The sequence below is a fragment of the Geopseudomonas sagittaria genome, from assembly GCF_900115715.1.
GTDB classification, from domain to species: domain Bacteria; phylum Pseudomonadota; class Gammaproteobacteria; order Pseudomonadales; family Pseudomonadaceae; genus Geopseudomonas; species Geopseudomonas sagittaria.
In genome coordinates this window covers 54866-77891 of the sequence record NZ_FOXM01000010.1, presented here as the reverse complement: position 1 = coordinate 77891, position 23026 = coordinate 54866, and the positions used below count along the sequence as shown (strand labels likewise).

Sequence of the window (23026 nt, the reverse complement as noted above, 5' to 3'; positions counted from 1 at the left end):
CCGCACCTCAAACGGCCGGTGTCGTCCACCGGCCAACAGGAGCCCGCATGAACGCCCGCCTGCTCTATGTGATGGACCCGATGTGCTCCTGGTGCTGGGGCTTCGCGCCGGTATTCGATGCCCTGGCTGCCCAGGCGCAGGCAGCCGGGGTCAGCCTGCATCTGGTCGCCGGCGGTCTGCGTCCGGGCACCGCGCAGGCGCTGGACGACGGCACGCGCAGCTACATCCTCAAGCACTGGCGCGCGGTGGCCGAGCGCACCGGGCAACCGTTCCGCTTCGATGACGCCCTGCCGGAAGGCTTCGTCTACGACACCGAGCCGGCCAGTCGCGCGCTGGTGGCGCTGCGCAGCCTGGCGCCGGAGAAGGTCTGGCCGCTGGTGCAGGCGATCCAGCAGGCGTTCTACGTCGAGGGCCGCGATGTCACCCGCCCGGCGCTGCTGGTCGAGCTGGCCGAGCAGGTCGGCGTGCCGCGCCAGGCCTTTGCCGAGGCCTTCGACAGCCCGGCCCTGCGCGCCGCCACCCGGGACGACTTCGCGCGAGTGGAGAACCTCGGCATCGCCGGCTTCCCCACCCTGCTGGCCGAGCGCAACGGCCAGCTGGCGCTGCTGACCAACGGCTACCAGCCGCTGGAGAATCTCGCGCCGCTGCTCGCGCGCTGGCTGGAGCGCGGCGCCGATGGCTGACCCGGCCGACAGCCGCGACCGGCTGAGCTGGGCGGAAATCCGCCGGCTGGCGCTGGGCCATCGCCGCGAGCTGCTGATCGCCAACCTGGTCGCGGTGCTGGCCACCCTGTGCAGCGTGCCGATCCCCTTGCTGCTGCCGCTGCTGGTCGACGAGGTGCTGCTTGGCCAGGGCGGCGCCGCGCTGCGCCTGATGGACCGCTACCTGCCGGCGGCCTGGCAGCAGGCGGGCGGCTATATCGGCCTCATCCTGGTCGCTACCCTGTTGCTGCGCGGCGTCTCGCTGCTGTTCAACGTACTGCAGGCCAGGCTGTTCGCCGGGCTGTCCAAGGACGTGGTCTATCGCCTGCGCCTGCGTCTGATCGAGCGCCTCAAGCGCATTTCCCTCGGCGAGTACGAAAGCCTCGGCAGCGGCACGGTGACCGCGCACCTGGTCACCGATCTCGACACCCTCGACAAGTTCGTCGGCGACACCCTGAGCCGCTTGCTTGTGGCGCTGCTGACCCTGACCGGCACCGCGGCGATCCTGATCTGGATGCACTGGCAGCTGGCGCTGCTGATCCTGCTGTTCAACCCGCTGGTGATCTACGCCACGGTGCAGCTGGGCAAGCGCGTCAAGCACCTGAAGAAGCTGGAGAACGACAGCACCGCGCGCTTCACCCAGGCGCTCGGCGAAACCCTCGAGGCGATCCAGGAGATCCGCGCCGGCAACCGCCAGGGCTTCTTCCTTGGTCGCCTCGGCCTGCGCGCCCGCGAGGTGCGCGACTACGCGGTGACCTCGCTGTGGAAGAGCGATGCCGCCAACCGCGCCAGCGGCCTGCTGTTCCAGTTCGGCATCGACGTGTTCCGCGCCGCGGCCATGCTTACCGTGCTGTTCTCCGACCTGTCGATCGGTCAGATGCTCGCGGTGTTCAGCTACCTCTGGTACATGATCGGTCCGGTCGAGCAGCTGCTCGGTCTGCAGTACGCCTACTACGCCGCCGGTGGCGCGCTGACCCGGATCAACGAGCTGCTCGCCCGCGCCGACGAGCCGCGCTATGCGGGAAGCGTCGATCCGTTCGCCGGGCAGGCCACGGTCGGCATCGAGGTGCGTGGCCTGCGCTTCGCCTACCGCGACGAGCCGGTGCTCGACGGTCTCGACCTGGAGATCGCTGCGGGCGAGAAGGTGGCCATCGTCGGCGCCTCGGGCGGTGGCAAGAGCACCCTGGTGCAGTTGCTGCTCGGTCTCTACCGCCCGCAGGCCGGGACCATTCGTTTCGGCGGCGCGACCCTCGAGGAGATCGGCCTGGAGCGGGTGCGCGAGCACGTGGCGGTGGTGTTGCAGCACCCGGCGCTGTTCAACGACACGGTGCGCGCCAACCTGAGCATGGGCCGCGAGCGCGACGATGCCGCCTGCTGGCGGGCGCTGGAGATCGCCCAGCTGGCCGACACCGTGCGCAGCCTGCCGGATGGGCTGGACAGCGTGGTCGGCCGCTCCGGCGTGCGCCTCTCCGGCGGCCAGCGCCAGCGCCTGGCGATCGCCCGGATGATCCTCGCCGAGCCCAAGGTGGTGATCCTCGACGAGGCCACCTCGGCGCTGGATGCGGCCACCGAGTACGCCCTGCATCAGGCGCTGGGACGCTTTCTCAGCGGGCGCACCACGCTGATCATCGCCCACCGCCTGTCGGCGGTGAAGCAGGCCGACCGCGTGCTGGTGTTCGACGGCGGGCGCGTCGCCGAGGATGGCGACCATCGCCAGTTGATCGCCGAGGGCGGCTTGTATGCCCGGCTGTACGGCAATCTGCAGCATTAGTGGCAGCCGGCTAGAATGCCGGCAGCTCGATCATCAGGAGATTTGCGCATGTTCATCGCCATGAACCGCTTCAAGATTGCCCGCGGCCACGAGGACACCTTCATCGCCCACTGGCGCCAGCGTGACAGCTACCTCGACGACGTGCCGGGCTTTGTCCGCTTCCATCTGCTGCAGGGCCCGCAGACCGAGGAGTACACCCTGTTCGTGTCGCACACCGAGTGGGCGTCCACCCAGGCCTTCGAGGACTGGACGTACTCCGAGGCGTTCAGGAAGGCCCATGCCAATGCCGGCAAGAGCCCGCGCGAGATCTATCTGGGCCCGCCGCAGCTGGAGCTGTTCGAGGCGGTGCTCTAGCCGCTCCGCCGGGCAGGGTCCGTGCGGACGAATTGGCCAAAGTGTCGACAATCGGCGCCGACGGCGCGCTGCCCGGCGTCCGGCGCCGGCTGCGCTGTAGTGCCTGCCGCCATTCTCCTACCCCGGACTGTCGGCAGCCTGCCGAAATCTGCCGCAGCCGCCATGTGCCGGCGCCGGAGACTTTTTTTCCGCAACCAATCCGTGCCACTGGCGCTACGCGGCGCACATCGTTAGCATGGCGCCGCCTTCGCCAGCCCCCCCTTTCAGGGGGTGTTCCGGGGAGCGTGTAGTACCTTTGTCGGACAGACTACAGTACGCGTCTGTAGACGATCCGAGGTAAAATGCGACACCTGTGTCTCAGGAGCATGAATGATGCAAACTGGTAGTGAACAGCCGGATCTGGTATTCGTCGGGGCAGGCGTCATGAGCGCAACCCTGGCGGTACTGCTGAAAGAGCTCGACCCGAGCTTGAAGATCGAGGTCCTGGAGCAACTGGACTCCGGGGCTGCCGAGAGCTCCTTCCCGTGGAACAACGCGGGTACCGGCCACGCCGCACTCTGTGAACTGAACTATACCCCGGAAGGCCCTGACGGCTCGGTCGACATCACCAAGGCCGTGAGCATCAACTCGATGTTCGAGGTTTCCCGGCAGTTCTGGGCCTATCTGGTCGAGCAGGGCTACTTCAAGTCGCCCAAGGACTTCATCAATCCCGTTCCGCACATGAGCTTCGTGCGCGGCGAGAAGGGCGTGTCCTTCCTGCGCAAGCGCTTCGATGCCCTGAAGGCACATCACTGCTTCAGCGACGACATGGAGTACAGCGAGGATCGCGCCACCATCGGTGACTGGGCGCCGCTGCTGATGCAGGGTCGTACCAGCAACGAGCCGCTGGCCGCGACGCGCGCCATGGGTGGCACCGACGTGAACTTCGGCGCGCTGACCAAGAAGCTCCTGCAGCATCTGGAGCAGACCGACAACGCCAAGGTCTCCTACAACCAGAAGGTCACCGACGTGCGCCGCGAGGCCGACGGTCGCTGGCGGCTGGTGGTCGACGACAAGGTCCGCGGCGGCAGCCGTGATCTGCTCGCCCGCTTCGTGTTCCTCGGTGCCGGCGGTGCGGCGCTGACCCTGCTGCAGAAGTCCGGCATCGACGAGGGCAAGGGCTTCGGCGGCTTCCCGGTCAGCGGCCAGTGGCTGCGCTGCGACAATCCGGAAATCGTCAAGCAGCACCAGGCCAAGGTCTACAGCCAGGCCGAAATCGGCGCACCGCCCATGTCCGTGCCGCACCTCGACACCCGCGTGGTCGATGGCGGCAAGTCGCTGCTGTTCGGACCCTTCGCCGGTTTTTCCACCAAGTTCCTCAAGCAGGGCTCCTTCCTCGACCTGCCGCTGTCGATCCGGCCGAACAACATCGGCCCGATGCTGGCGGTGGCGCGCGACAACATGGACCTGACCAAGTACCTGATCAAGGAGGTACTGCAGTCCGAGGACCAGCGTCTGGAAGAGCTGCGCAAGTTCTTCCCGGCCGCCAAGAAGGAAGACTGGCGTCTCGAGATCGCCGGCCAGCGCGTGCAGATCATCAAGAAGGACGCCAAGAAGGGCGGCGTGCTGCAGTTCGGCACCGAGATCGTCGCGGCTGCCGACGGCTCGATTGCCGCGCTGCTCGGCGCCTCGCCGGGTGCCTCGGTGTCGGTATCGGTGATGCTGGAAGTGATCGAGCGCTGCTTCCCCGAGCAGTACCGCAGCGCGGCCTGGCAGGAGCGCCTGGGCAAGATCTTCGAGGCCGACGAGCAGGTTCTGCAGAAGGACGCCGCGCTGCTGCGCCGGGTGCGTGCGCGCACCGGCGAGGCCCTCGAGCTGCATCAGCCGAGCTGATTCGCGCTCATCCCCGCCGCGCCCGAGGTGCGGCGGGTCGGCACAACGCCGCGTTCAGTTGGCGCCCGACCGGGTGTCCAGCTGGCGCGGCGTTTGCGTTTGCAGGCGACGCAGTTCTGCGGCCCAGGCCGGTAGCGGAATTTCCGCCTGCGGCTGCCAGATGCGCTGCCACAGGCTGTGCAATCGCTGCCAGTCGCCGCGCTCGGCGGGCCAGCGCTGGCTGGTGGGCAGCAGCTGCCAGGCCGCCCCCTGGTGTTCGGCCAGGCTGAAGCGAAACGGATGGAAGCCGGTCATGCCCAGGCGCAGGTCGGTGACCACCAGCTGGTTGCCGAGCTGGTCGTAGCGCAGGAAACCGCCGGTGAACCAGAGCAGACGCTGGTGCTGCGGCGATCCGGCCAGGGCGGCGGCCAGCGCGCTGCCGCGCTCGATGCGGTGCAGCTGCGGCGGCTGCGGGTCCAGCCAGCCGACCAGGGCTTCGTGGTAGTCCGCACCCTCCAGGATCACCACCCGCCAGAGCAGGCTGTTGAACGGTGTCGGTGCGCTGAACACGGCCTCGGCGGCGATGCCCTGGCGCGCCAGTTCGGGGCCGACGCGCTGCTCGGCCATCTGCTTGCCGGCCACGGTGAAGCCCAGGTACAGGGTCGACAGCAGCAGGGCGAGCAGGCTGCCCCGCTGCAGGATGCGGCCGCGCCCGGCGGCCAGGCCGGCCAGCGCCGCCAGCAGCAGCGGCAGGCTGTACAGCGGATCGATGATGAAGATGGTCGACCAGGCCACGGGCGGCGTCGCCAGCGGCCAGAACAGCTGGGTGCCATAGCTGGTGAAGGCGTCCAGCAGGACATGGGTGAACAGGATCAGGCTGATGCACGCCAGCAGGCGCCGGCCGGAGTAGCCGGGATGGGGGCGCCAGCGGCGCACCAGCCAGGCGAGCAGCAGGCTGACGCCGGCGAGCACCGGCAGCGAGTGGCTGAAGCCGCGGTGCTGGGTCATGTTGGCCACGGCGTCGCCGAAGTCGAGCAGCACGTCGAGGTCGGGCAGGGAGGCCAGCGCCGCGCCGTAGAGCAGCGCCTTGCGCCCCTGCCAGCGACCGAGCAGGCTGCCCTGCAGGCTGGCGCCGAGCAGGGCCTGGGTCAGGGAATCCACGGCGGGGCCTCGGAGGTTGACGGATGGCTCATTCTAGGCGCGGCCCATGGCTGCGGCGGCGACAGAATTGCCGCCGGAAGTTTCTGCGCCGCCGCGCGGGTGGATTCTTGCCCCTTTTTGGTGCATTTGCCGGGGATTCCGGTTAAATTGCTGCCTCGTCCACATCGTGTGCCTGGCCTCGCGCCAGCAATCCGGCCAGACTGCCGTCCATGACCCCCGTACATCTCGCGTTTCTCTACTGGCCGGACGTGCGTCCGCTCACCCTGGCCCTGATCGATGAAGCCCTGCAGCTGGCCGCTCGCCTGCATCCGGAGGCGCTCTACGAGGTCGCCTTCCTCCAGGCCGAGCCGCGCGCGGCGGGCGGCTGGTCGTTGCCCGGCGAGCCCTGGCAGGCGCGCCTGGCCGGGTGCGAGCGGCTGTTCCTGCTGGCCGAGGAGCCACCGGGCGAGCCGGACGCGGCGCTGCAGGCGGCGCTGCGCCAGGTGGCCGGCGACGGCGCGCTGCTCGGCGGCGTGGCGGCCGGCATCTATCCGCTGGCCCAGCTCGGCCTGCTCGATGGCTACCGGGTGGCCTTGCACTGGCGCTGGCAGGACGACTTCAGCGAGCGCTTTGCCCAGGTGACGGCGACCAACCATCTGTTCGAGTGGGATCGCGAGCGCCTGACTGCCTGCGGCGGCCTGGCGGTGCTGGACATGCTGCTGGCCATGCTGGCCCGCGATCATGGTGGCGACCTGGCCAGCGCGATTGCCGCCGAGCTGATGCTCGAGCGGGTTCGCGAGAGCGGCGAACGGCAGCGCGCGCCGCTGCGCAACCGTCTCGGCGCCACCCACCCGAAGCTGAGCCAGGCGCTGCTGCTGATGGAGGCGAACATCGAGGAGCCGCTGACCACCGACGAGATCGCCCAGCAGGTGTGCGTGTCGCGTCGTCAGCTGGAGCGGATCTTCAAGCAGTTCCTCAATCGCGTGCCCAGCCAGTACTACCTGGAGCTGCGCCTGAACCGTGCCCGTCAGCTGCTGCAGCAGACCAGTACGTCGATCATCCAGATCGGCCTGTCCTGCGGTTTTTCCTCCGGCCCGCACTTCTCCAGCGCCTATCGCAATTTCTTTGGCGTCACCCCGCGCGATGATCGCAACCTGCGCCGCTCAGCCGTCGCCGCGGCCGCCGGGCCGGGACCGGCCGAGCGTGGCTGAGCTGCGGCGGCTCGGCGTTTTTGCGCCGCTGCGGACTTTCGAGTTGCCGCCCCGAGCCTATACACTGCGCGGTTTCCGGCGTTGCTGGCCTGCGCGGCAGGTGCGATTCCGGAGCGGTTCCGGCGCCAGCTGTACGAAGATGTCGCATGGCTGCAATGCCGATCCGGGCTTTGTCTCTACAATCCCTATCTGAAACAACCCAGTCCTACTAGCCGCCAAGGCAGGAGAGTTCGATGTCTGTTCCGCACGCGCCGGTGCAACGCGCCGATTTTGACCAGCTGATGGTTCCCGTTTTCGCCCCTGCCGCCTTCATTCCGGTGCGTGGCGAGGGCAGCCGAGTCTGGGATCAGAGCGGCCGCGAGCTGGTGGACTTCACCGGCGGCATCGCCGTGAACGTGCTCGGCCATGCCCACCCGGCACTGGTCGAGGCGCTGACCGAACAGGCGCAGAAGCTCTGGCACGTCTCCAACGTGTTCACCAACGAGCCGGCCCTGCGCCTGGCCAAGCTGCTGACCGAGGCCACCTTCGCCGACCGCGTGTTCTTCGCCAACTCCGGCGCCGAGGCCAATGAGGCCGCCTTCAAGCTGGCGCGCCGCTATGGCCACGAAGTCGCCGGCCCGCAGAAGTGCGAGATCATCTCCGCGCTCAACAGCTTTCACGGCCGTACCCTGTTCACCGTCAGCGTCGCCGGCCAGCCCAAGTACTCCGCAGGCTTCGGCCCGCAGATCGAAGGCATCAGCCATGTGCCGTACAACGACCTGGAAGCGCTGAAGGCGCAGATCTCCGCCAACACCTGTGCGGTGGTGCTGGAGCCGATCCAGGGCGAGGGCGGCGTGCTGCCGGCCGATCAGGCCTATCTGGAAGGCGTGCGCAAGCTGTGCGACGAGTACGGCGCGCTGCTGATCTTCGACGAGGTGCAGACCGGCGTCGGCCGCACCGGCGAGCTGTTCGCCTACATGCACTACGGCGTGACCCCGGACATCCTCACCAGCGCCAAGAGCCTGGGTGGCGGCTTCCCGGTCAGCGCCATGCTCACCACCGACGCGGTGGCCAAGCACTTCGGCGTCGGCGTGCACGGCACCACCTACGGCGGCAACCCGCTGGCCTGCGCGGTGGGCGAGGCGGTGATCAGCATCGTCAACACCCCCGAGGTGCTGGCCGGCGTTGCGGCGCGCAGCGCGCGCTTTTGCAGCGAGCTGCTGCGCATGGGCGAGCAGTACGGCGTGTTCAGCCAGGTGCGCGGCATGGGCCTGCTGCTCGGCGCGGTGCTGACCGAGGCCTGGAAGGGCCGTGCCGGCGAGGTGATGGCCGCGGCCCAGCAGCAGGATCTGATGATCCTGCAGGCCGGTCCGGACGTGGTGCGCTTCGCGCCCAGCCTGGTGATCAGTGACGCCGACATCGCCGAGGGCATGGCCCGCCTCGAGCGCGCCCTGGCCAGCCTGACCGCCGCCTGACGACAACCGCAAGGAGTGACACCGATGCTGATCATGCGCCCGGCCCGGATGGGCGACCTGCCGGAAGTCCAGCGTCTGGCGGCCGACAGTCCCATCGGTGTCACCTCCCTGCCGGACGACCGCGAGCGCCTGGCCGAGAAGATCCGCATCTCGGAGGCCTCGTTCGCCGCCGAGGTGGGTTTCAATGGCGAGGAAAGCTACTTCTTCGTGCTCGAGGACACCGCCAGCGGCACGCTGGTCGGCTGCTCGGGGGTGGTCGCCACCGCCGGCTTTTCCGAGCCGTTCTACAGTTACCGCAACGAGACCTTCGTGCACGCCTCGCGCGAGCTGAAGATCCACAACAAGATTCATGTGCTGTCGCTGTGTCACGACCTGACTGGCAACAGCCTGCTGACCAGCTTCCACCTGCAGCCGGAGCTGGACAGCACCCCGGCGGCCGAGCTCAATTCGCGGGGCCGCCTGCTGTTCGTCGCCAGCCACGCCGAGCGTTTCGCCGAGGCGATGGTGGTCGAGGTGGTCGGCTACAGCGACGAGCAGGGCGACGCGCCATTCTGGGACGCCATCGGCCGCAACTTCCTGGCCATCAGCTACGCCGAGGCCGAACGCCTGTGCGGCCTGAAGAGCCGCACCATGCTCGCCGAGCTGATGCCGAGCTACCCCATCTACGTGCCGCTGCTGCCCGACAGCGCCCAGGAGGCAATTGGCCAGGTGCATCCGCGCGCCCAGGTGTCCTTCGACATCCTGATGCGCGAAGGCTTCGAGGCCGAGCACTACATCGACATCTTCGACGGCGGGCCGACCGTGCATGCGCGCACTTCGGGCATCCACTCGATCGCCCAGAGCCGCGTGGCGTCGGTGCGCCTGGGTGCGCCGGCGCAGACCGGCCGGCTCTACCTGGTGGCCAACAACCAGACCCAGGAATTCCGCGCGCTGATCGCCGAGCTGGACTGGCAGCCCGGCCAGACGCTGACCCTCGAGCCGGCGGTGGCCGAAGCGCTGGGTGTCGGCGAGGGCAGCAGCGTGCGCGTGGTGGCGGTGTGAGCTCCATCAGCCGCTGAGCGGACCCCGTTGGAGGCTTGCCGCCTCCGGCATCGATGCCGCGCGCAGTCGGCGCGGCCCGGCCCTGACCAAGCAGGGCCGTCAACAGGAGGCACCATGATCGTTCGTCCCGTCCGCAGTACCGACCTGCCCGCGCTGATTGCCATGGCGCGCAGCACCGGTGCCGGCCTGACTTCGCTGCCGGCCAACGAGGAGCGCCTGACCCAGCGGGTCGTCTGGGCGGAAAGATCCTTCCGCGGCGAGTCCGAGCGTGCGGACGCCGACTACCTGTTCGTGCTGGAGACCGATGCCGGCGAGGTGGTCGGCATCTCGGCGATGAACGGCGCGGTGGGACTGCGCGAGCCCTGGTACAACTTCCGTGTCGGCCTGACCGTGAGTGCCTCGCGCGCGCTGGGTATCCACCGGCAGAATCCCACGCTGTTCCTGGCCAACGACCTGACCGGCAACACCGAGGTGTGCTCGCTGTTCCTCGATGCCAACTATCGCCACAGCGGCCTCAGCGGCCGCCTGCTGTCCAAGGCGCGCTTCCTGTTCATCGCCGAATTCCCCGAACTGTTCGGCGACAAGGTGATCGCCGAGATGCGCGGGATTTCCGACGACAACGCCCGCGCGCCGTTCTGGGAAAGCCTCGGCCGGCACTTCTTCAGGATGGAGTTCTCCCAGGCCGACTACCTGACCGGGGTTGGCAACAAGGCCTTCATCGCCGAGCTGATGCCCAAGTTTCCGCTGTACACCTGCTTCCTCAGCGAGGAGGCGCGCGCGGTGATCGGCCGCGTGCACCGCGACACCGAGCCGGCGCTGACCATGCTGCGCGCCGAGGGCTTCACCTACCAGGGCTACATTGACATCTTCGACGGCGGTCCGGCGCTGGAGTGCGAAACCGGCAACATCCGCGCGGTGCGCGACAGCCAGACCCTGGTGCTGGCGATCGGCACGCCGGGCGACGAGGCGCCGCAGTTCCTCATCCACAACCGCAAGCGCGAGGAGTGCCGGATCACCGTCGGTCAGGCGCGCCCCGCCTCCGGGACCCTGGTGGTGGACGCCGCCACCGCCAAGCGCCTGCGCCTCAGTGCCGGTGCGCAGGTGCGCGCGGTGCCGCTGTCGGCGCAGATCGGCTGGCGTTGACCTCTGTCGCGCGCGGCACTGGACGAATTGATGCAAACCCTTAAGCTGGACTCTGTGCATTTTTCCAGCCTATCCGAGCGAGAAACTCCATGAGCGAAAGCCTGCCCCTGATTCTTGAAGATGCCCACGGCGAGCGCCGGGAAACCCACAGCGCGCGCGTTGGCGTACGCCTCGAAGGCCGCGAGCTGTGGCTGGAAGCCGATGGCATGGGCGGGGTGATCATCTACGCCGAGTCGGTGGAGGGTGAAACCGACATCCCGCTGCTGGTGGTGCGCCCCCAGGCGGTCAACCAGCTGTCGCTGTCGGTCGAGCTGGAGGCCGCCGAAGCCCACGAGCACGGCCCCGACTGCGGCTGCGATCATCACCACTGACGATTCGGTGTCGGTAGCTATGCTTGTGGTGTCGCAACCAAGGAGTGCGCGCCATGCTTGCTCTGGGCCGTTTGCTTGAATTGACCCTGACGGGGCGCGAGCCGTCGGAGGCGATCCAGCTGTGTGCCGACGGCTGTCGCCTGCAGTGGAAAACCGAGGGAGTGCTGGAAGTCGATCCCCTGGGCGGGCGCGACAGCGGGCTCGATCTGCTGCTGTCGGCCGGCATCCATGGCGACGAAACCGCGCCGGTGGAATTGCTCGAGCGCCTGCTCCACGACATCGCTTCCTGCCGACTGCTGCCGGCCGTGCGCCTGCTGCTGGTGCTGGGCAATCCGGCGGCGCTGCGGCGCGGCGAGCGCTTCGTCAGCTACGACCTCAATCGCCTGTTCGGCGGCGGCGAGCCCTCGGTCAGTGGTCCCGAGGCCTTGCGTGCGGTGGAGCTGGAGCTGCAGGCCGAGCTGTTCTTCGCTCAGCCACAGCGCCGGCGTCTGCACTACGACCTGCATACCGCCATGCGTGGCTCGCAGATCGAGCAGTTCGCCCTGCACCCGTGCGGCGCGCAGCCGCCGACCCGCGAGCAGCTGGCCCGTCTGCAGGCGGGAGGAATGCAGGCGGTGCTGCTGCAGAACGGCACCTCGGCCACCTTCAGCGCCTTTACCAGTCGCCGCCTGGCGGCCGAAGCCTTCACCCTCGAGCTGGGCCAGGCGCGGCCATTCGGGGAAAACACGACCATCGACCTCAGTCGCCTGGAGGCGCTGCTGCGGGCGCTGATCGAGGGGCGCGAGCCACCGGTTGCCGGCGATCTGCAGCAGCTGCAGCTGTTTCGCGTCGCGCGGGAAGTCGTCCGCCACAGCGACGCCTTCCGTCTCTACCTGGACGACAGCGTGGAGAACTTCACCGAGCTGGTCCCCGGCAGCCTGCTGGCCGAGGATGGCGACGGGCGCAGCTGGCGGGTGGAGGAGCGCGGCGCGCGCATCGTGTTTCCCAATCCCAAGGTACGTAACGGCCTGCGCGCCGGCCTGATCGTGGTTCCCGCCGCGCTGGACGACGTCTGCGACTGACGCTCCCCCCGCTGACGCATTATCGACGCCTATCGCGCTAATAGTTGTTGCGGCGATGCACGCTGGCGCCGGTTGTTTATATAATGCCGCTCTTTGCCGGCAATCCGTGCGGCAGTCTCGCAATCGCCGCCGCGGCCCAGTTTTCCGAGAACAATCCATGAAAAGCGCAGAAATCCGTGAAGCCTTCCTCCGCTTCTTCGAAGAGAAGGGGCACACCCGTGTCGCCTCCAGTTCGCTGATCCCGGCGAACGATCCGACCCTGCTGTTCACCAATGCCGGCATGAACCAGTTCAAGGACTGCTTCCTCGGCCTGGAAAAGCGCGCCTACACCCGCGCCACCACCAGCCAGAAGTGCGTGCGTGCCGGCGGCAAGCACAACGACCTGGAGAACGTCGGCTACACCGCGCGTCACCACACCTTCTTCGAGATGCTGGGCAACTTCAGCTTCGGCGACTATTTCAAGCGCGACGCCATCCGCTACGCCTGGGAATTCCTCACCTCGCCGCAGTGGCTGAACCTGCCGGCCGAGAAACTCTGGGTCACCGTCTACGCCAGCGACGACGAGGCCTACGACATCTGGACCCAGGAAGTCGGCGTGCCGGCCGAGCGCATGGTGCGCATCGGCGACAACAAGGGCGCGCCCTACGCCTCGGACAACTTCTGGGCGATGGGTGACACCGGTCCGTGCGGCCCGTGCACCGAGATCTTCTTCGACCACGGCGAGCACATCTGGGGCGGCCCGCCCGGCTCTCCGGAAGAGGACGGCGACCGCTACATCGAGATCTGGAACAACGTGTTCATGCAGTTCAACCGCACCGCGGACGGCGTGCTGCACCCGCTGCCGGCGCCGAGCGTGGACACCGGCATGGGCCTGGAGCGGATCAGCGCCGTGCTGCAGCACGTGCACTCCAACTACGAGATCGACCTGTTCCAGAACCTGCTGCAGGCCTCCGCCGACGCCATCGGCTGCGCCAACGACGGCGCGCCGTCGCTCAAGGTGGTGGCCGACCACATCCGTTCCTGCGGCTTCCTGATCGCCGACGGCGTGACCCCGTCCAACGAGGGCCGCGGCTACGTGCTGCGCCGCATCGTCCGCCGCGCCTGCCGCCACGGCAACAAGCTGGGCGCCAAGGGCAGCTTCTTCCACAAGATCGTCGCCGCGCTGGCCGCCGAGATGGGCGAGGCCTATCCGGAGCTGCGCGAGCAGCGCGCGCACATCGAGCGTGTGCTGAAGACCGAGGAAGAGCAGTTCGCCAAGACCCTCGAGCAGGGCCTGAAGATCCTCGAACAGGACCTGGCCGAGCTGAAAGGCAGCGTGATTCCCGGCGACGTGGTGTTCAAGCTGTACGATACCTACGGCTTCCCGGTCGACCTGACCGGCGACATCGCCCGCGAGCGCGAGCTGAGCATCGACGAGGACGGCTTCGAGCGCGAGATGCAGGCCCAGCGCGAGCGCGCCCGCTCCGCCAGCGCCTTCGGCCTGGACTACAACAGCCTGGTCAAAGTCGATGCCGACACCCTGTTCACCGGCTACGAAGACACCTTCGGCCAGGGCCAGGTCGTCGCCCTGTTCAAGGACGGCGCGGCGGTCGCGCAGCTGCAGGAAGGCGAGGAGGGCGTGGTGGTCCTCGATCGCACCCCGTTCTACGCCGAGTCCGGCGGCCAGGTCGGTGACTGCGGCTACCTGAGCGATGCCAGTGGCGTGCGCTTCGACGTACGCGACACCACCAAGGCCGGCGGCGCCTACCTGCACCACGGCGTGGTCGGCGAGGGTAGCCTGCGCGTCGGCCAGGCCCTGGAAGCCCAGGTCGATGGTTCGGTGCGCGGCGCCACCGCGCTCAACCACTCGGCCACCCACCTGCTGCACGCCGCGCTGCGCCAGGTGCTCGGCGAACACGTGCAGCAGAAGGGCTCGCTGGTCGACAGCCAGCGCCTGCGTTTCGACTTCAGCCACTTCGAGGCGATCAAGCCCGAGCAGCTGAAGGCGCTGGAAGCGCTGGTCAACGCCGAGATCCGCAAGAACGCGGCGGTGGAAACCGAGGTTACCGATATCGAGACCGCCAAGCGCAAGGGCGCCATGGCGCTGTTCGGCGAGAAGTACGGCGACAGCGTGCGCGTGCTGAGCATGGGCGACTTCTCCGTCGAGCTGTGCGGCGGCATCCATGCCAAGCGTACCGGCGACATCGGTCTGCTGAAGATCATCAGCGAGGGCGGCGTGGCCGCCGGCGTGCGCCGCATCGAGGCGGTCACCGGCGTCGGCGCGCTGGACTACCTGAACGCTGCCGAGGAGCAGCTCAAGGAAGCCGCGGCGCTGGTCAAGGGCAGCCGCGACAACCTGCTGGACAAGCTGGCCGGGGTGCTCGAGCGCAACCGTCAGCTGGAGAAGGAGCTGGAGCAGCTCAAGGCCAAGGCTGCCAGTGCCGCCGGCGACGATCTGGCCGGTGCCGCCATCGAGGTGGCTGGGGTCAAGGTGCTGGCCAGCCGTCTCGACGGTGTGGATGGCAAGGCTCTGTTGGCCCTGGTCGACCAGTTGAAGAACAAGCTGGGCAGTGCGGTGATCCTGCTCGGCGGCGAGTTCGACGGCAAGGTGGTGCTGGTCGCTGGCGTCACCCAGGACCTCACCGCCAAGCTGAAGGCCGGCGAGCTGATGAGGCAGGCTGCCGCGGTGGTCGGCGGCAAGGGTGGCGGTCGTCCGGACATGGCCCAGGGCGGCGGCGTGGACGCCGGCAAGCTGGGCGAGGCGCTGGCGCTGGTCGAGCCGTTCGTCGCTGCCGCGTTCTGACAACCGCCCATCACCGAGCCCGCCCGGCGCCCGGCGGGCTCTTGGCAGGCGCAGGCCTGGTGGGTTTAATGGGCGACTTTTTTGCGCTTAGGCGGCATCCAAATGGCATTGATCGTACAGAAATTCGGTGGCACCTCGGTCGGCAGCGTCGAGCGCATCGGGCAGGTGGCCGACAAGGTGAAGAAGTTCCGCGCGGCGGGACATGACATCGTGGTCGTGGTCTCGGCCATGAGTGGCGAGACCAACCGTCTGATCGAGCTGGCCAAACAGGTCATGCCGCAGCCGGATCCGCGCGAGCTGGACGCCATCATCTCCACCGGCGAGCAGGTCACCATCGGGCTGCTCAGCATGGCGCTGATTCAGCGCGGCGTGCCGGCGGTGTCCTTCACCGGCAACCAGGTGCGCATCCTCACCGACAGCGCGCACACCAAGGCGCGCATCCTCGAGATCGACGACCAGCGCCTGCGTGGCGAGCTGGCGGCCGGTCGCGTGGTGGTGGTCGCCGGCTTCCAGGGTGTCGACGAGCAGGGCAACATCACCACCCTCGGTCGTGGCGGCTCGGACACCACCGGCGTGGCCCTGGCGGCGGCGCTGAAAGCCGACGAGTGCCAGATCTACACCGACGTCGATGGCGTCTACACCACCGACCCGCGCGTGGTGGCCCGGGCGCAGCGCCTGGAGAAGATCACCTTCGAGGAGATGCTGGAAATGGCCAGCCTCGGCTCCAAGGTGCTGCAGATCCGCTCGGTGGAGTTCGCCGGCAAGTACAACGTTCCGCTGCGCGTGCTGCACAGCTTCCAGGAGGGTCCGGGTACCCTCATTACCATCGATGAAGAGGAATCCATGGAACAGCCGATCATCTCCGGCATCGCCTTCAACCGCGACGAAGCCAAGCTGACCATTCGCGGCGTGCCGGACACCCCCGGTGTGGCGTTCAAGATCCTCGGCCCGATCAGCGCGGCCAACGTGGAAGTGGACATGATCGTGCAGAACGTGGCGCACGATAACACCACCGACTTCACCTTCACCGTGCACCGCAACGACTACGACAAGGCGCTGGGCGTGCTCAAGCAGACCGCCGATGCCATGGGGGCGCGCGAAGTGTCGGGCGACACCGACATCGCCAAGGTGTCCATCGTCGGCGTCGGCATGCGCTCCCACGCCGGCGTGGCCAGCCGCATGTTCGAAGCCCTGGCCAAGGAGAACATCAACATCCAGATGATCTCCACCTCGGAAATCAAGGTCAGCGTGGTCGTCGAGGAGAAGTACCTCGAGCTGGCCGTGCGTGCCCTGCATACCGCTTTCGATCTGGACGCGCCGGTCCGTCAGGCCGAGTGACGTTTCCCGAGCAAAAGGCGCGGACTTCCGCGCCTTTTGTCGTTTTTGGTTGGGCCGCCGGCTTTTATTCTGGCGGCACTGGTCAATACTTGGGCCATAGCCGGCAGGTTTCGAGCTTGCCGGTTGTGGTCGTTTTTTTATCTTGCAGACAGCTGTCCTGAAACAGGTACAAGGAGAAAAGGAATGCTTATTCTGACTCGCCGGGTTGGAGAGACCCTGATGGTCGGTGACGATGTCACTGTGACCGTGCTGGGAGTGAAGGGCAATCAGGTGCGCATCGGTGTCAATGCCCCGAAGGAAGTCGCCGTGCACCGCGAGGAAATCTACCAGCGCATCCAGAAAGAGAAGGACGAAGAACCAAGCCATTGATTTTTTTTCGCTTTTTAGCGAATCAGGGCTTTGCAAAGCGGGGTTTGCTTGGGTATAGTACGCCCCGTGTTGCGGAGAGGTGGCCGAGTGGCCGAAGGCGCTCCCCTGCTAAGGGAGTACATCTCAAAAGGGTGTCGGGGGTTCGAATCCCCCCCTCTCCGCCATTAAACATTACCGGTAGAGATGTTGTTCGATTGCGTAAGTGATTGAATCGTATAGCAAAAACATCTTGACTGTCGAAAGACAGAGCCTATAATGCGCACCACCCAGTGCACTCATAGCTCAGCTGGATAGAGTACCCGGCTACGAACCGGGCGGTCGGAGGTTCGAATCCTCCTGAGTGCACCATTATTCGACCCTGCAGCCAAGGCTTCAGGGTCAATCCAGAGGTGATCTGGCTAAACATCACAATCGCACTCATAGCTCAGCTGGATAGAGTACCCGGCTACGAACCGGGCGGTCGGAGGTTCGAATCCTCCTGAGTGCACCATATCGAAAAAGGCCTGCAGCGATGCAGGCCTTTTTTTTGCCTTTTTTTTGGCGAGCCCCGGCTTTTCCGGTGGCTCGGCTGGCGAGTCATGCGCGTTTCGCGTGCTCGCCGTGGCAGCGTTGGCCGGCGATTCCGGCAGAGATTTGTTGCTCGTGCGGCAGCAGGCAAATGCTAACATTGCGCTTATCTGCCCCCAGCGGGTTGTGTGGACATCCAGCCATGGAATTACCCAGTAGTCATAGCGAACCGCGATTGTTCGTCTGCATCTTGAAAGATTGATCGCCTCCGGTGCGCGTCCCGCCACTGGGGGACAGGGAGTGCGCCATCATGACCGAAGCCGAAGTTAAAAAGCCGCAGGAAAGCTTGCAGGAGCGCCTGGCTCTGGTGATCGAGCTGTTGCACCGGCACAAGCTGGTCGAGCAGCTGGCCCAGCGTCAGGAGGGCGACCACCAGGAGCTGGTGGAGAGTCTGGTGCACCGCCAGAATCTGGCCGTGTTGCAGCGCAAGCTCGACGATCTCCACCCCGCCGACATCGCCCATATCCTCGAAGCCTTGCCGCTCGACGACCGTCTGACCGTCTGGCAGCTGGTCAAGGCCGAGCGCGACGGCGACATCCTCCTCGAAGTCTCCGATGCGGTGCGCGAGACGCTGATCGCCGACATGGACGATCACGAGATTCTCGCCGCCACCCGCGACCTCGACGCCGACGAGCTGGCCGACCTGGCGCCGGAGCTGCCGCGCGACGTGGTCCACGAGCTGATGGAGTCCCTCGATGCGCAGCAGCGCGAGCGGGTGCGCTCGGCGCTGTCCTACGAGGAGGACCAGATCGGTGCGCTGATGGACTTCGAGATGGTCACCATCCGCGACGACGTCAGCCTCGAGGTGGTGTTGCGCTACCTGCGCCGACTCAAGGAGTTGCCCGGGCATACCGACAAGCTGTTCGTGGTCGACTACGACGGCGTCTTGCAGGGCGTGCTGCCGGTCAAGCGCCTGCTGGTCAACGATCCGGACAAGAAGGTGGCCGAGGTGATGGCCACCGATCCGGTGACCTTCCATCCCGACGAGGATGCCTACGATGCGGCCCAGGCGTTCGAGCGCTACGACCTGATTTCCGCGCCGGTGGTGGACAAGAACGACAAGCTGATCGGTCGTCTGACCATCGACGAGATGGTCGACCTGATCCGCGAGGAAAGCGAGAACGAAGTGTTGAACATGGCGGGTCTGCGCGAGGAGGAAGACATCTTCGCCTCGGTGTGGAAGTCGCTGCGCAACCGCTGGGCCTGGCTGGCGGTCAACCTGATCACCGCCTTCCTGGCCTCGCGGGTGATCGGCCTGTTCGAGGGTTCGATCGAGAAGCTGGTGGCGCTGGCCGCGCTGATGCCGATCGTCGCCGGCATCGGCGGCAACTCCGGCAACCAGACGATCACCATGATCGTGCGTGCCATGGCGCTGGATCAGGTGGGTACCGGCAACACCATGCGCCTGTTGCGCAAGGAGCTGGGGGTCGGTCTGATCAACGGCCTGGTGTGGGGCGGGGTGATCGGTGCAGTGGCTTGGTACCTGTACGGCAGCTGGTCGCTGGGCGCGGTGATGACCGCGGCGATGACCCTCAACCTGTTGCTGGCCGCGCTGATGGGCGTGCTGATTCCCATGACCCTGCTGCGTCTGGGGCGCGACCCGGCGATGGGGGCCAGCGTGATGATCACCGCGGTCACCGACAGTGGCGGCTTCTTCATCTTCCTCGGTCTGGCCACGCTGTTCCTGATGTAGCTCCAGTGTCGCGCCCCTGCATGGATCGCCTGGGCAGGCGACGGTCAATCAGACTATTGTCCGAGGGCGCTTTTCCCGGTAAGTTCGGTGGGTTTTGTCCGGTCCGCGTGTGCGCGGATCTTCCATTCCAACAACGAACTGCCAGTTTCAGGGAGTCAGAGCCTACATGACCTCGGGCCAACTGCTTATGGAAGGCGTTGAACTCATGCTGTTCGGCATGGGTTTCGTGTTTGCCTTCCTCGTCCTTCTGATCGGCGCCATCCGCGTGATGTCGTGGCTGATCACCCGGCTTGCTCCTGCCGTGCCGCAGCCTGCCGCTGCCCGCACGGTCCGGTCGCAGCCCGCGCCGGCGCCACAGCCGGATGCCGAACTGCTGGCCGCGATCCAGGCCGCCATCCATCAGCACCGCGCCCGCCGCGGTTGAATCACGAGTCATTGCTCAAGGAGTCATGTCGTCATGACTGACGTGAAAAAGCCGCTCGGCATTACCGATGTGGTGCTGCGTGACGCGCACCAGTCCATCCTCGCCACCCGTCTGCGCCTCGAGGACATGCTGCCGATCGCGCCCAAGCTCGATCAGGTCGGCTTCTGGTCGCTGGAGTCCTGGGGCGGCGCCACCTTCGACGCCTGCATCCGCTATCTCGGCGAAGATCCGTGGGAACGCATTCGTGCGCTGAAGAAGGCCATGCCGAAGACGCCGCAGCAGATGCTGCTGCGCGGGCAGAACCTGCTGGGCTACCGTCACTACGCCGATGACGTGGTGGACAAGTTCGTTGAGCGTGCGGCGTTCAATGGCGTCGACGTGTTCCGCGTGTTCGACGCGATGAACGATCCGCGCAACCTGGCGCGCGCGCTGCAGGCCGTCAAGAATGTCGGCAAGCATGCCCAGGGCACCATTTCCTACACCACCAGCCCGGTGCACACCCTGGAGATGTGGGTCGACCTGGCCAAGCAGATTGAGGACATGGGCGCCGACTCCGTGGCGATCAAGGACATGGCCGGCATCCTCAATCCCTATGTCGCCTTCGAGCTGGTGTCGCGCCTGAAGGCCAGCCTGTCGATTCCGATCCACATGCAGTGCCACGCCACGGCGGGCCTGTCCACCGCAGCCATCGTCAAGGCGGTGGAGGCGGGGATCGACAACGTCGATACGGCCATCTCCTCGCTGTCGATGACCTACGGCCATTCGCCGACCGAGTCGGTGGTGGCCATCTTCCAGGGCACCGAGCGCGATACCGGCCTCAACCTCGAGCTGCTCGAAGAGGTCGCCGCCTACTTCCGCGAAGTGCGCAAGAAGTACGCGAAGTTCGAGGGCAACCTCAAGGGCGTCGATTCGCGCATCCTGGTCGCCCAGGTGCCGGGCGGCATGCTCACCAACATGGAGAGCCAGCTCAAGGAACAGGGTGCCCAGGACAAGTTCGACCAGGTGCTGGCGGAGATCCCGCGGGTGCGCGAAGACCTCGGCTTCATTCCGCTGGTGACCCCGACCTCGCAGATCGTTGGTACCCAGGCGGTGATCAACGTGCTCACCGGCGAGCGCTACAAGTCGATCACCAAGGAAACTGCCGGCGTGCTCAAGGGTGAGTACGGCGCGGCGCCGGCACCGTTCAACGAGGAGCTGCAGGCCCGCGTGCTGTGCGGCGAGGACCCGGTCACCTGCCGTCCGGCCGACCTGCTCGAGGCGGAGATGGACAAGCTCACCGCCGAACTCAAGCAACTGGCCAGCGACAAGGGCTTCAAGCTGGCCGCCGACGCGATCGACGACGTGCTGACCTATGCGCTGTTCCCGCAGATCGGCCTGAAGTTCCTGGAGAACCGCGGCAATCCGGCGGCCTTCGAACCGGCGCCGAACGGCAAGGAAAGCGCGCCGCGCGAGGCCGGCAAGCCCGAGGTGTATACCGTCGAAGTCAGCGGCAAGTCCTTCGTGGTGCAGGTCAATGAAGGCGGCGACATCGAGGGCATCAAGCCACTCGGCGGCGCGGCGGCACCGGCGGCGCTGGCTGCAGCTGCGGCTCCGGCCGGGGCGGGCGAGCCGCAGAATGCGCCGCTGGCCGGCAACATCTTCAAGGTGCTGGTGCAGCCGGGCGAAGCGGTGGAGGAGGGTCAGATCGTGATCATCCTCGAGGCGATGAAGATGGAGACCGAGATTCGCGCCTTCCGTGCTGGCCAAGTCGGCAGCGTCAACGTCAAGGTCGGCGATGCCGTGGCAGTGGGCGAAACCCTGCTGACCATCGGCTGAGGAGCGGCGCATGGAAAAGCTTCTCAAGCTGTGGCAGAGCACCGGCCTCTATCATCTGGAGCCGGGTCAGGCGCTGATGATGGCGGTGTGCATCGGCCTGATCTACCTGGCGGTCCGCAAGGGCTTCGAGCCGCTGTTGCTGATCCCCATCGGTTTCGGCGGGATTCTCGCCAACATTCCGGTGGCGAACATGGCCGAAGGCGCCGGTCTGCTGCACCTGTTCTATGAAGTCGGTCTGCCGACCAGCGTGTTTCCGTTGCTGATCTTCATGGGTGTGGGGGCGATGACCGACTTCGGTCCGATGCTGGCCAACCCGAAGACCCTGCTGCTCGGCGCTGCGGCGCAGTTCGGTATCTTCGGTACCCTGCTCGGCGCCCTGGCGCTCACCGCGATGGGCATTCCGGGCATGGAGTTCACCCTCAAGGAAGCGGCCTCCATCGCCATCATCGGCGGGGCGGACGGGCCGACCTCGATCTTCGTGACCTCCAAGCTGGCACCGGAGCTGCTCGGTCCGATCGCCGTGGCGGCCTACTCCTACATGGCTCTGGTACCGCTGCTGCAGCCGCCGATCATGCGCGCACTGACCACGCCGGAAGAGCGCGCGATCGTCATGTCGCAGCTGCGCCACGTCAGCCAGGTCGAGAAGATCGTCTTCCCGCTGGTGCTGTGCGTGCTGATCGGCATGCTGTTGCCGGATGCCGCGCCGCTGATCGGCATGTTCGCCTTCGGCAACCTGCTGCGCGAAGCCGGGGTGGTCGAGCGTCTGGCCGACACCTCGCGCAACGCGCTGATCAACATCGTCACCATCGCCCTGGGCCTGACCGTGGGTTCCAAGCTGTCGGCGGATGCCTTCCTGCAGCTGAAGACCCTCGGCATCCTGGTGCTGGGCATGATCGCCTTCTGCGGCGGTACGGCGGCGGGTGTGTTGATGGCCAAGTTCATGAACCTGTTCAGCACCCACAAGGTCAATCCGCTGATCGGCTCGGCCGGCGTGTCGGCGGTGCCGATGGCGGCGCGGGTGTCGAACAAGGTCGGCCTCGAGGCCAATCCGCAGAACTTCCTGCTGATGCACGCCATGGGGCCGAACGTGGCCGGGGTGATCGGTTCTGCGGTGGCTGCGGGGGTGCTGCTCAACTTCGTCGGTTGAGGCCCTGGCGAGCCGCGTGCGGCCGTCGCTGAACAGGCCCCCCGGTGCAAGCCGGGGGGCCTTTTTGCTTGCGGGGGTCAGCCCTTGACGTTGAGCAGGGCGATCAGCGCGCTCTGCTGGGGCTGCGGCAGGCGGCGAAAGTGCTGGAGCAGTTGATGCTCGTGGGGATGCAGTTCGGTATGGGTCGGCGCGCTGGCGGTTTCGCTCGGCAGGTTGCCCTCGGCCAGCAGGGTCTTTTCCAGGCGGGCAATGATCTCGGAGTTCATGCTGCGGTGGTAGTGGCGGGCCACTTCGGCGATGCGTGCGCGCATGCCCTCGGGCAGCCGCACGACAAACTTGTCGGCGCTGCGGCTGGAGCGAGAGGGGGGACTCTGTTTCATAGGCTGTCGATAACCGGTTGGGCAGTAGGTTTGCTGATGAGGATGCGAGGTAACGACGTTATGACCGCAGTTTCCGGCGTGCGTTCATCTCCCGAAGCTCTGCTCCGCCGTTGTTCCTTTCCATTGCATTCCTGTGCATGGTTTTTCTCCGAAATTGCCTGAGGCGCGAGTGTGCCCCCTGGCTGCAGCCATGGCCAGTTGCCGGTCCCGGAATTGCGAATGGTTCTGCATTGCCGCATCGGCTGACGTGCATCGGCCACATCAGGCAGCCATGTGTGCCGCCGGGGCATGACAAGTCGCAGCGCCTCGTTTAACATCGCCGGCCGTGTGCGCCTGTAGCTCAGCTGGATAGAGCGACCGCCTCCTAAGCGGTAGGTCGGGGGTTCGAATCCCCCCTCGCGCACCAAGTTCTT

At 66.7% G+C, this 23026-nt stretch carries 19 protein-coding genes and 4 tRNA genes; 21 read left to right on the top strand and 2 right to left on the bottom strand.

Going from position 1 to position 23026, the window contains the following annotated elements; translation table 11 throughout:
* Positions 1-47: 47 nt before the first annotated feature.
* The 4 genes from BM297_RS13245 (at position 48) to mqo (ending at position 4698) form a co-directional block, all read left to right on the top strand.
* On the top strand, positions 48-683 hold the full coding sequence (locus BM297_RS13245) for a DsbA family protein (RefSeq protein WP_092432277.1): 636 nt from the start codon (positions 48-50) through the stop codon (positions 681-683).
* A complete protein-coding gene (locus BM297_RS13240; RefSeq protein ID WP_092432275.1) occupies positions 676-2472 on the top strand; it encodes an ABC transporter ATP-binding protein in 1797 nt (598 codons plus the stop codon). The genes BM297_RS13245 and BM297_RS13240 overlap by 8 nt, the downstream gene beginning before the upstream one ends.
* Positions 2473-2520: 48 nt before the next feature.
* Entirely contained in the window at positions 2521-2826 is a 306-nt protein-coding gene (locus BM297_RS13235) for a heme-degrading protein HmuQ (protein WP_092432272.1), read from the top strand.
* Between the two features lie 369 nt (positions 2827-3195).
* Positions 3196-4698: a malate dehydrogenase (quinone) gene (gene mqo, locus BM297_RS13230; protein WP_092432270.1), complete on the top strand. Its 1503-nt coding sequence runs from the start codon at positions 3196-3198 to the stop codon at positions 4696-4698.
* Between the two features lie 54 nt (positions 4699-4752).
* Here mqo and BM297_RS13225 read toward each other — a convergent pair whose 3' ends face one another.
* A complete protein-coding gene (locus tag BM297_RS13225; RefSeq protein ID WP_092432268.1) occupies positions 4753-5838 on the bottom strand; it encodes a metal-dependent hydrolase in 1086 nt (361 codons plus the stop codon).
* A 209-nt stretch (positions 5839-6047) separates the two neighbouring features.
* Here BM297_RS13225 and BM297_RS13220 point away from each other — a divergent pair, with 209 nt between their 5' ends.
* From BM297_RS13220 to BM297_RS13145, 16 genes are all read left to right on the top strand, one after another.
* On the top strand, positions 6048-7028 hold the full coding sequence (locus BM297_RS13220; protein ID WP_092432266.1) for a GlxA family transcriptional regulator: 981 nt from the start codon (positions 6048-6050) through the stop codon (positions 7026-7028).
* A 233-nt stretch (positions 7029-7261) separates the two neighbouring features.
* Entirely contained in the window at positions 7262-8482 is a 1221-nt protein-coding gene (locus BM297_RS13215) for an aspartate aminotransferase family protein (RefSeq protein WP_092432264.1), read from the top strand.
* A gap of 24 nt (positions 8483-8506) precedes the next feature.
* Positions 8507-9523, top strand: coding sequence for an arginine/ornithine succinyltransferase subunit alpha (aruF, locus tag BM297_RS13210; RefSeq protein WP_092432263.1), 1017 nt, complete (start codon positions 8507-8509; stop codon positions 9521-9523).
* A 114-nt stretch (positions 9524-9637) separates the two neighbouring features.
* Positions 9638-10666 (top strand): arginine N-succinyltransferase, encoded by a 1029-nt coding sequence (gene astA / locus BM297_RS13205; protein WP_092432261.1) that lies wholly within the window; start codon positions 9638-9640, stop codon positions 10664-10666.
* Between the two features lie 89 nt (positions 10667-10755).
* Entirely contained in the window at positions 10756-11037 is a 282-nt protein-coding gene (locus tag BM297_RS13200; protein ID WP_090312810.1) for a GTPase, read from the top strand.
* 53 nt (positions 11038-11090) lie between these two features.
* Entirely contained in the window at positions 11091-12098 is a 1008-nt protein-coding gene (gene astE, locus BM297_RS13195) for a succinylglutamate desuccinylase (protein ID WP_092432259.1), read from the top strand.
* A gap of 157 nt (positions 12099-12255) precedes the next feature.
* Positions 12256-14880, top strand: coding sequence for an alanine--tRNA ligase (gene alaS, locus BM297_RS13190; RefSeq protein ID WP_092432257.1), 2625 nt, complete (start codon positions 12256-12258; stop codon positions 14878-14880).
* 102 nt (positions 14881-14982) lie between these two features.
* Positions 14983-16218 (top strand): aspartate kinase, encoded by a 1236-nt coding sequence (locus BM297_RS13185; protein ID WP_092432255.1) that lies wholly within the window; start codon positions 14983-14985, stop codon positions 16216-16218.
* A gap of 183 nt (positions 16219-16401) precedes the next feature.
* Complete coding sequence (csrA, locus tag BM297_RS13180) at positions 16402-16587, top strand: carbon storage regulator CsrA (RefSeq protein ID WP_090312814.1); 186 nt, start codon at positions 16402-16404, stop codon at positions 16585-16587.
* A 73-nt stretch (positions 16588-16660) separates the two neighbouring features.
* Positions 16661-16751 (top strand) — tRNA-Ser (locus BM297_RS13175).
* A gap of 107 nt (positions 16752-16858) precedes the next feature.
* Positions 16859-16935 (top strand) — tRNA-Arg (locus tag BM297_RS13170).
* 65 nt (positions 16936-17000) lie between these two features.
* Positions 17001-17077, top strand: a tRNA-Arg gene (locus BM297_RS13165).
* Positions 17078-17404: 327 nt separating this feature from the next.
* Entirely contained in the window at positions 17405-18847 is a 1443-nt protein-coding gene (gene mgtE / locus BM297_RS13160; RefSeq protein WP_092432253.1) for a magnesium transporter, read from the top strand.
* Between the two features lie 166 nt (positions 18848-19013).
* On the top strand, positions 19014-19271 hold the full coding sequence (locus BM297_RS13155) for an OadG family protein (protein ID WP_092432251.1): 258 nt from the start codon (positions 19014-19016) through the stop codon (positions 19269-19271).
* A gap of 33 nt (positions 19272-19304) precedes the next feature.
* Positions 19305-21086: a sodium-extruding oxaloacetate decarboxylase subunit alpha gene (oadA, locus tag BM297_RS13150; RefSeq protein ID WP_092432250.1), complete on the top strand. Its 1782-nt coding sequence runs from the start codon at positions 19305-19307 to the stop codon at positions 21084-21086.
* A 10-nt stretch (positions 21087-21096) separates the two neighbouring features.
* Positions 21097-22233 carry a sodium ion-translocating decarboxylase subunit beta gene (locus BM297_RS13145; RefSeq protein WP_092432248.1) on the top strand — a complete coding sequence of 379 codons (1137 nt, stop codon included), beginning with the start codon at positions 21097-21099 and terminating at the stop codon, positions 22231-22233.
* Positions 22234-22310: 77 nt separating this feature from the next.
* Here BM297_RS13145 and BM297_RS13140 read toward each other — a convergent pair whose 3' ends face one another.
* Entirely contained in the window at positions 22311-22613 is a 303-nt protein-coding gene (locus BM297_RS13140) for an Arc family DNA-binding protein (protein WP_092432247.1), read from the bottom strand.
* Between the two features lie 329 nt (positions 22614-22942).
* Between BM297_RS13140 and BM297_RS13135 the strand changes: the two genes are divergently transcribed.
* Positions 22943-23019: transfer RNA gene (locus tag BM297_RS13135), tRNA-Arg, on the top strand.
* Positions 23020-23026 lie beyond the last annotated feature (7 nt).

Excerpts from the sequence above, each read along its gene's own strand:
- BM297_RS13245 (WP_092432277.1), top strand. The coding sequence starts at position 48 with ATGAACGCCCGCCTGCTCTATGTGATGGACCCGATGTGCTCCTGGTGC.
- BM297_RS13240 (WP_092432275.1), top strand. The coding sequence starts at position 676 with ATGGCTGACCCGGCCGACAGCCGCGACCGGCTGAGCTGGGCGGAAATC.
- BM297_RS13235 (WP_092432272.1), top strand. The coding sequence starts at position 2,521 with ATGTTCATCGCCATGAACCGCTTCAAGATTGCCCGCGGCCACGAGGAC.
- mqo (WP_092432270.1), top strand. The coding sequence starts at position 3,196 with ATGATGCAAACTGGTAGTGAACAGCCGGATCTGGTATTCGTCGGGGCA.
- BM297_RS13220 (WP_092432266.1), top strand. The coding sequence starts at position 6,048 with ATGACCCCCGTACATCTCGCGTTTCTCTACTGGCCGGACGTGCGTCCG.
- BM297_RS13215 (WP_092432264.1), top strand. The coding sequence starts at position 7,262 with ATGTCTGTTCCGCACGCGCCGGTGCAACGCGCCGATTTTGACCAGCTG.
- aruF (WP_092432263.1), top strand. The coding sequence starts at position 8,507 with ATGCTGATCATGCGCCCGGCCCGGATGGGCGACCTGCCGGAAGTCCAG.
- astA (WP_092432261.1), top strand. The coding sequence starts at position 9,638 with ATGATCGTTCGTCCCGTCCGCAGTACCGACCTGCCCGCGCTGATTGCC.
- BM297_RS13200 (WP_090312810.1), top strand. The coding sequence starts at position 10,756 with ATGAGCGAAAGCCTGCCCCTGATTCTTGAAGATGCCCACGGCGAGCGC.
- astE (WP_092432259.1), top strand. The coding sequence starts at position 11,091 with ATGCTTGCTCTGGGCCGTTTGCTTGAATTGACCCTGACGGGGCGCGAG.
- alaS (WP_092432257.1), top strand. The coding sequence starts at position 12,256 with ATGAAAAGCGCAGAAATCCGTGAAGCCTTCCTCCGCTTCTTCGAAGAG.
- BM297_RS13185 (WP_092432255.1), top strand. The coding sequence starts at position 14,983 with ATGGCATTGATCGTACAGAAATTCGGTGGCACCTCGGTCGGCAGCGTC.
- csrA (WP_090312814.1), top strand. The coding sequence starts at position 16,402 with ATGCTTATTCTGACTCGCCGGGTTGGAGAGACCCTGATGGTCGGTGAC.
- mgtE (WP_092432253.1), top strand. The coding sequence starts at position 17,405 with ATGACCGAAGCCGAAGTTAAAAAGCCGCAGGAAAGCTTGCAGGAGCGC.
- BM297_RS13155 (WP_092432251.1), top strand. The coding sequence starts at position 19,014 with ATGACCTCGGGCCAACTGCTTATGGAAGGCGTTGAACTCATGCTGTTC.
- oadA (WP_092432250.1), top strand. The coding sequence starts at position 19,305 with ATGACTGACGTGAAAAAGCCGCTCGGCATTACCGATGTGGTGCTGCGT.
- BM297_RS13145 (WP_092432248.1), top strand. The coding sequence starts at position 21,097 with ATGGAAAAGCTTCTCAAGCTGTGGCAGAGCACCGGCCTCTATCATCTG.
- BM297_RS13140 (WP_092432247.1), bottom strand. The coding sequence starts at position 22,613 with ATGAAACAGAGTCCCCCCTCTCGCTCCAGCCGCAGCGCCGACAAGTTT.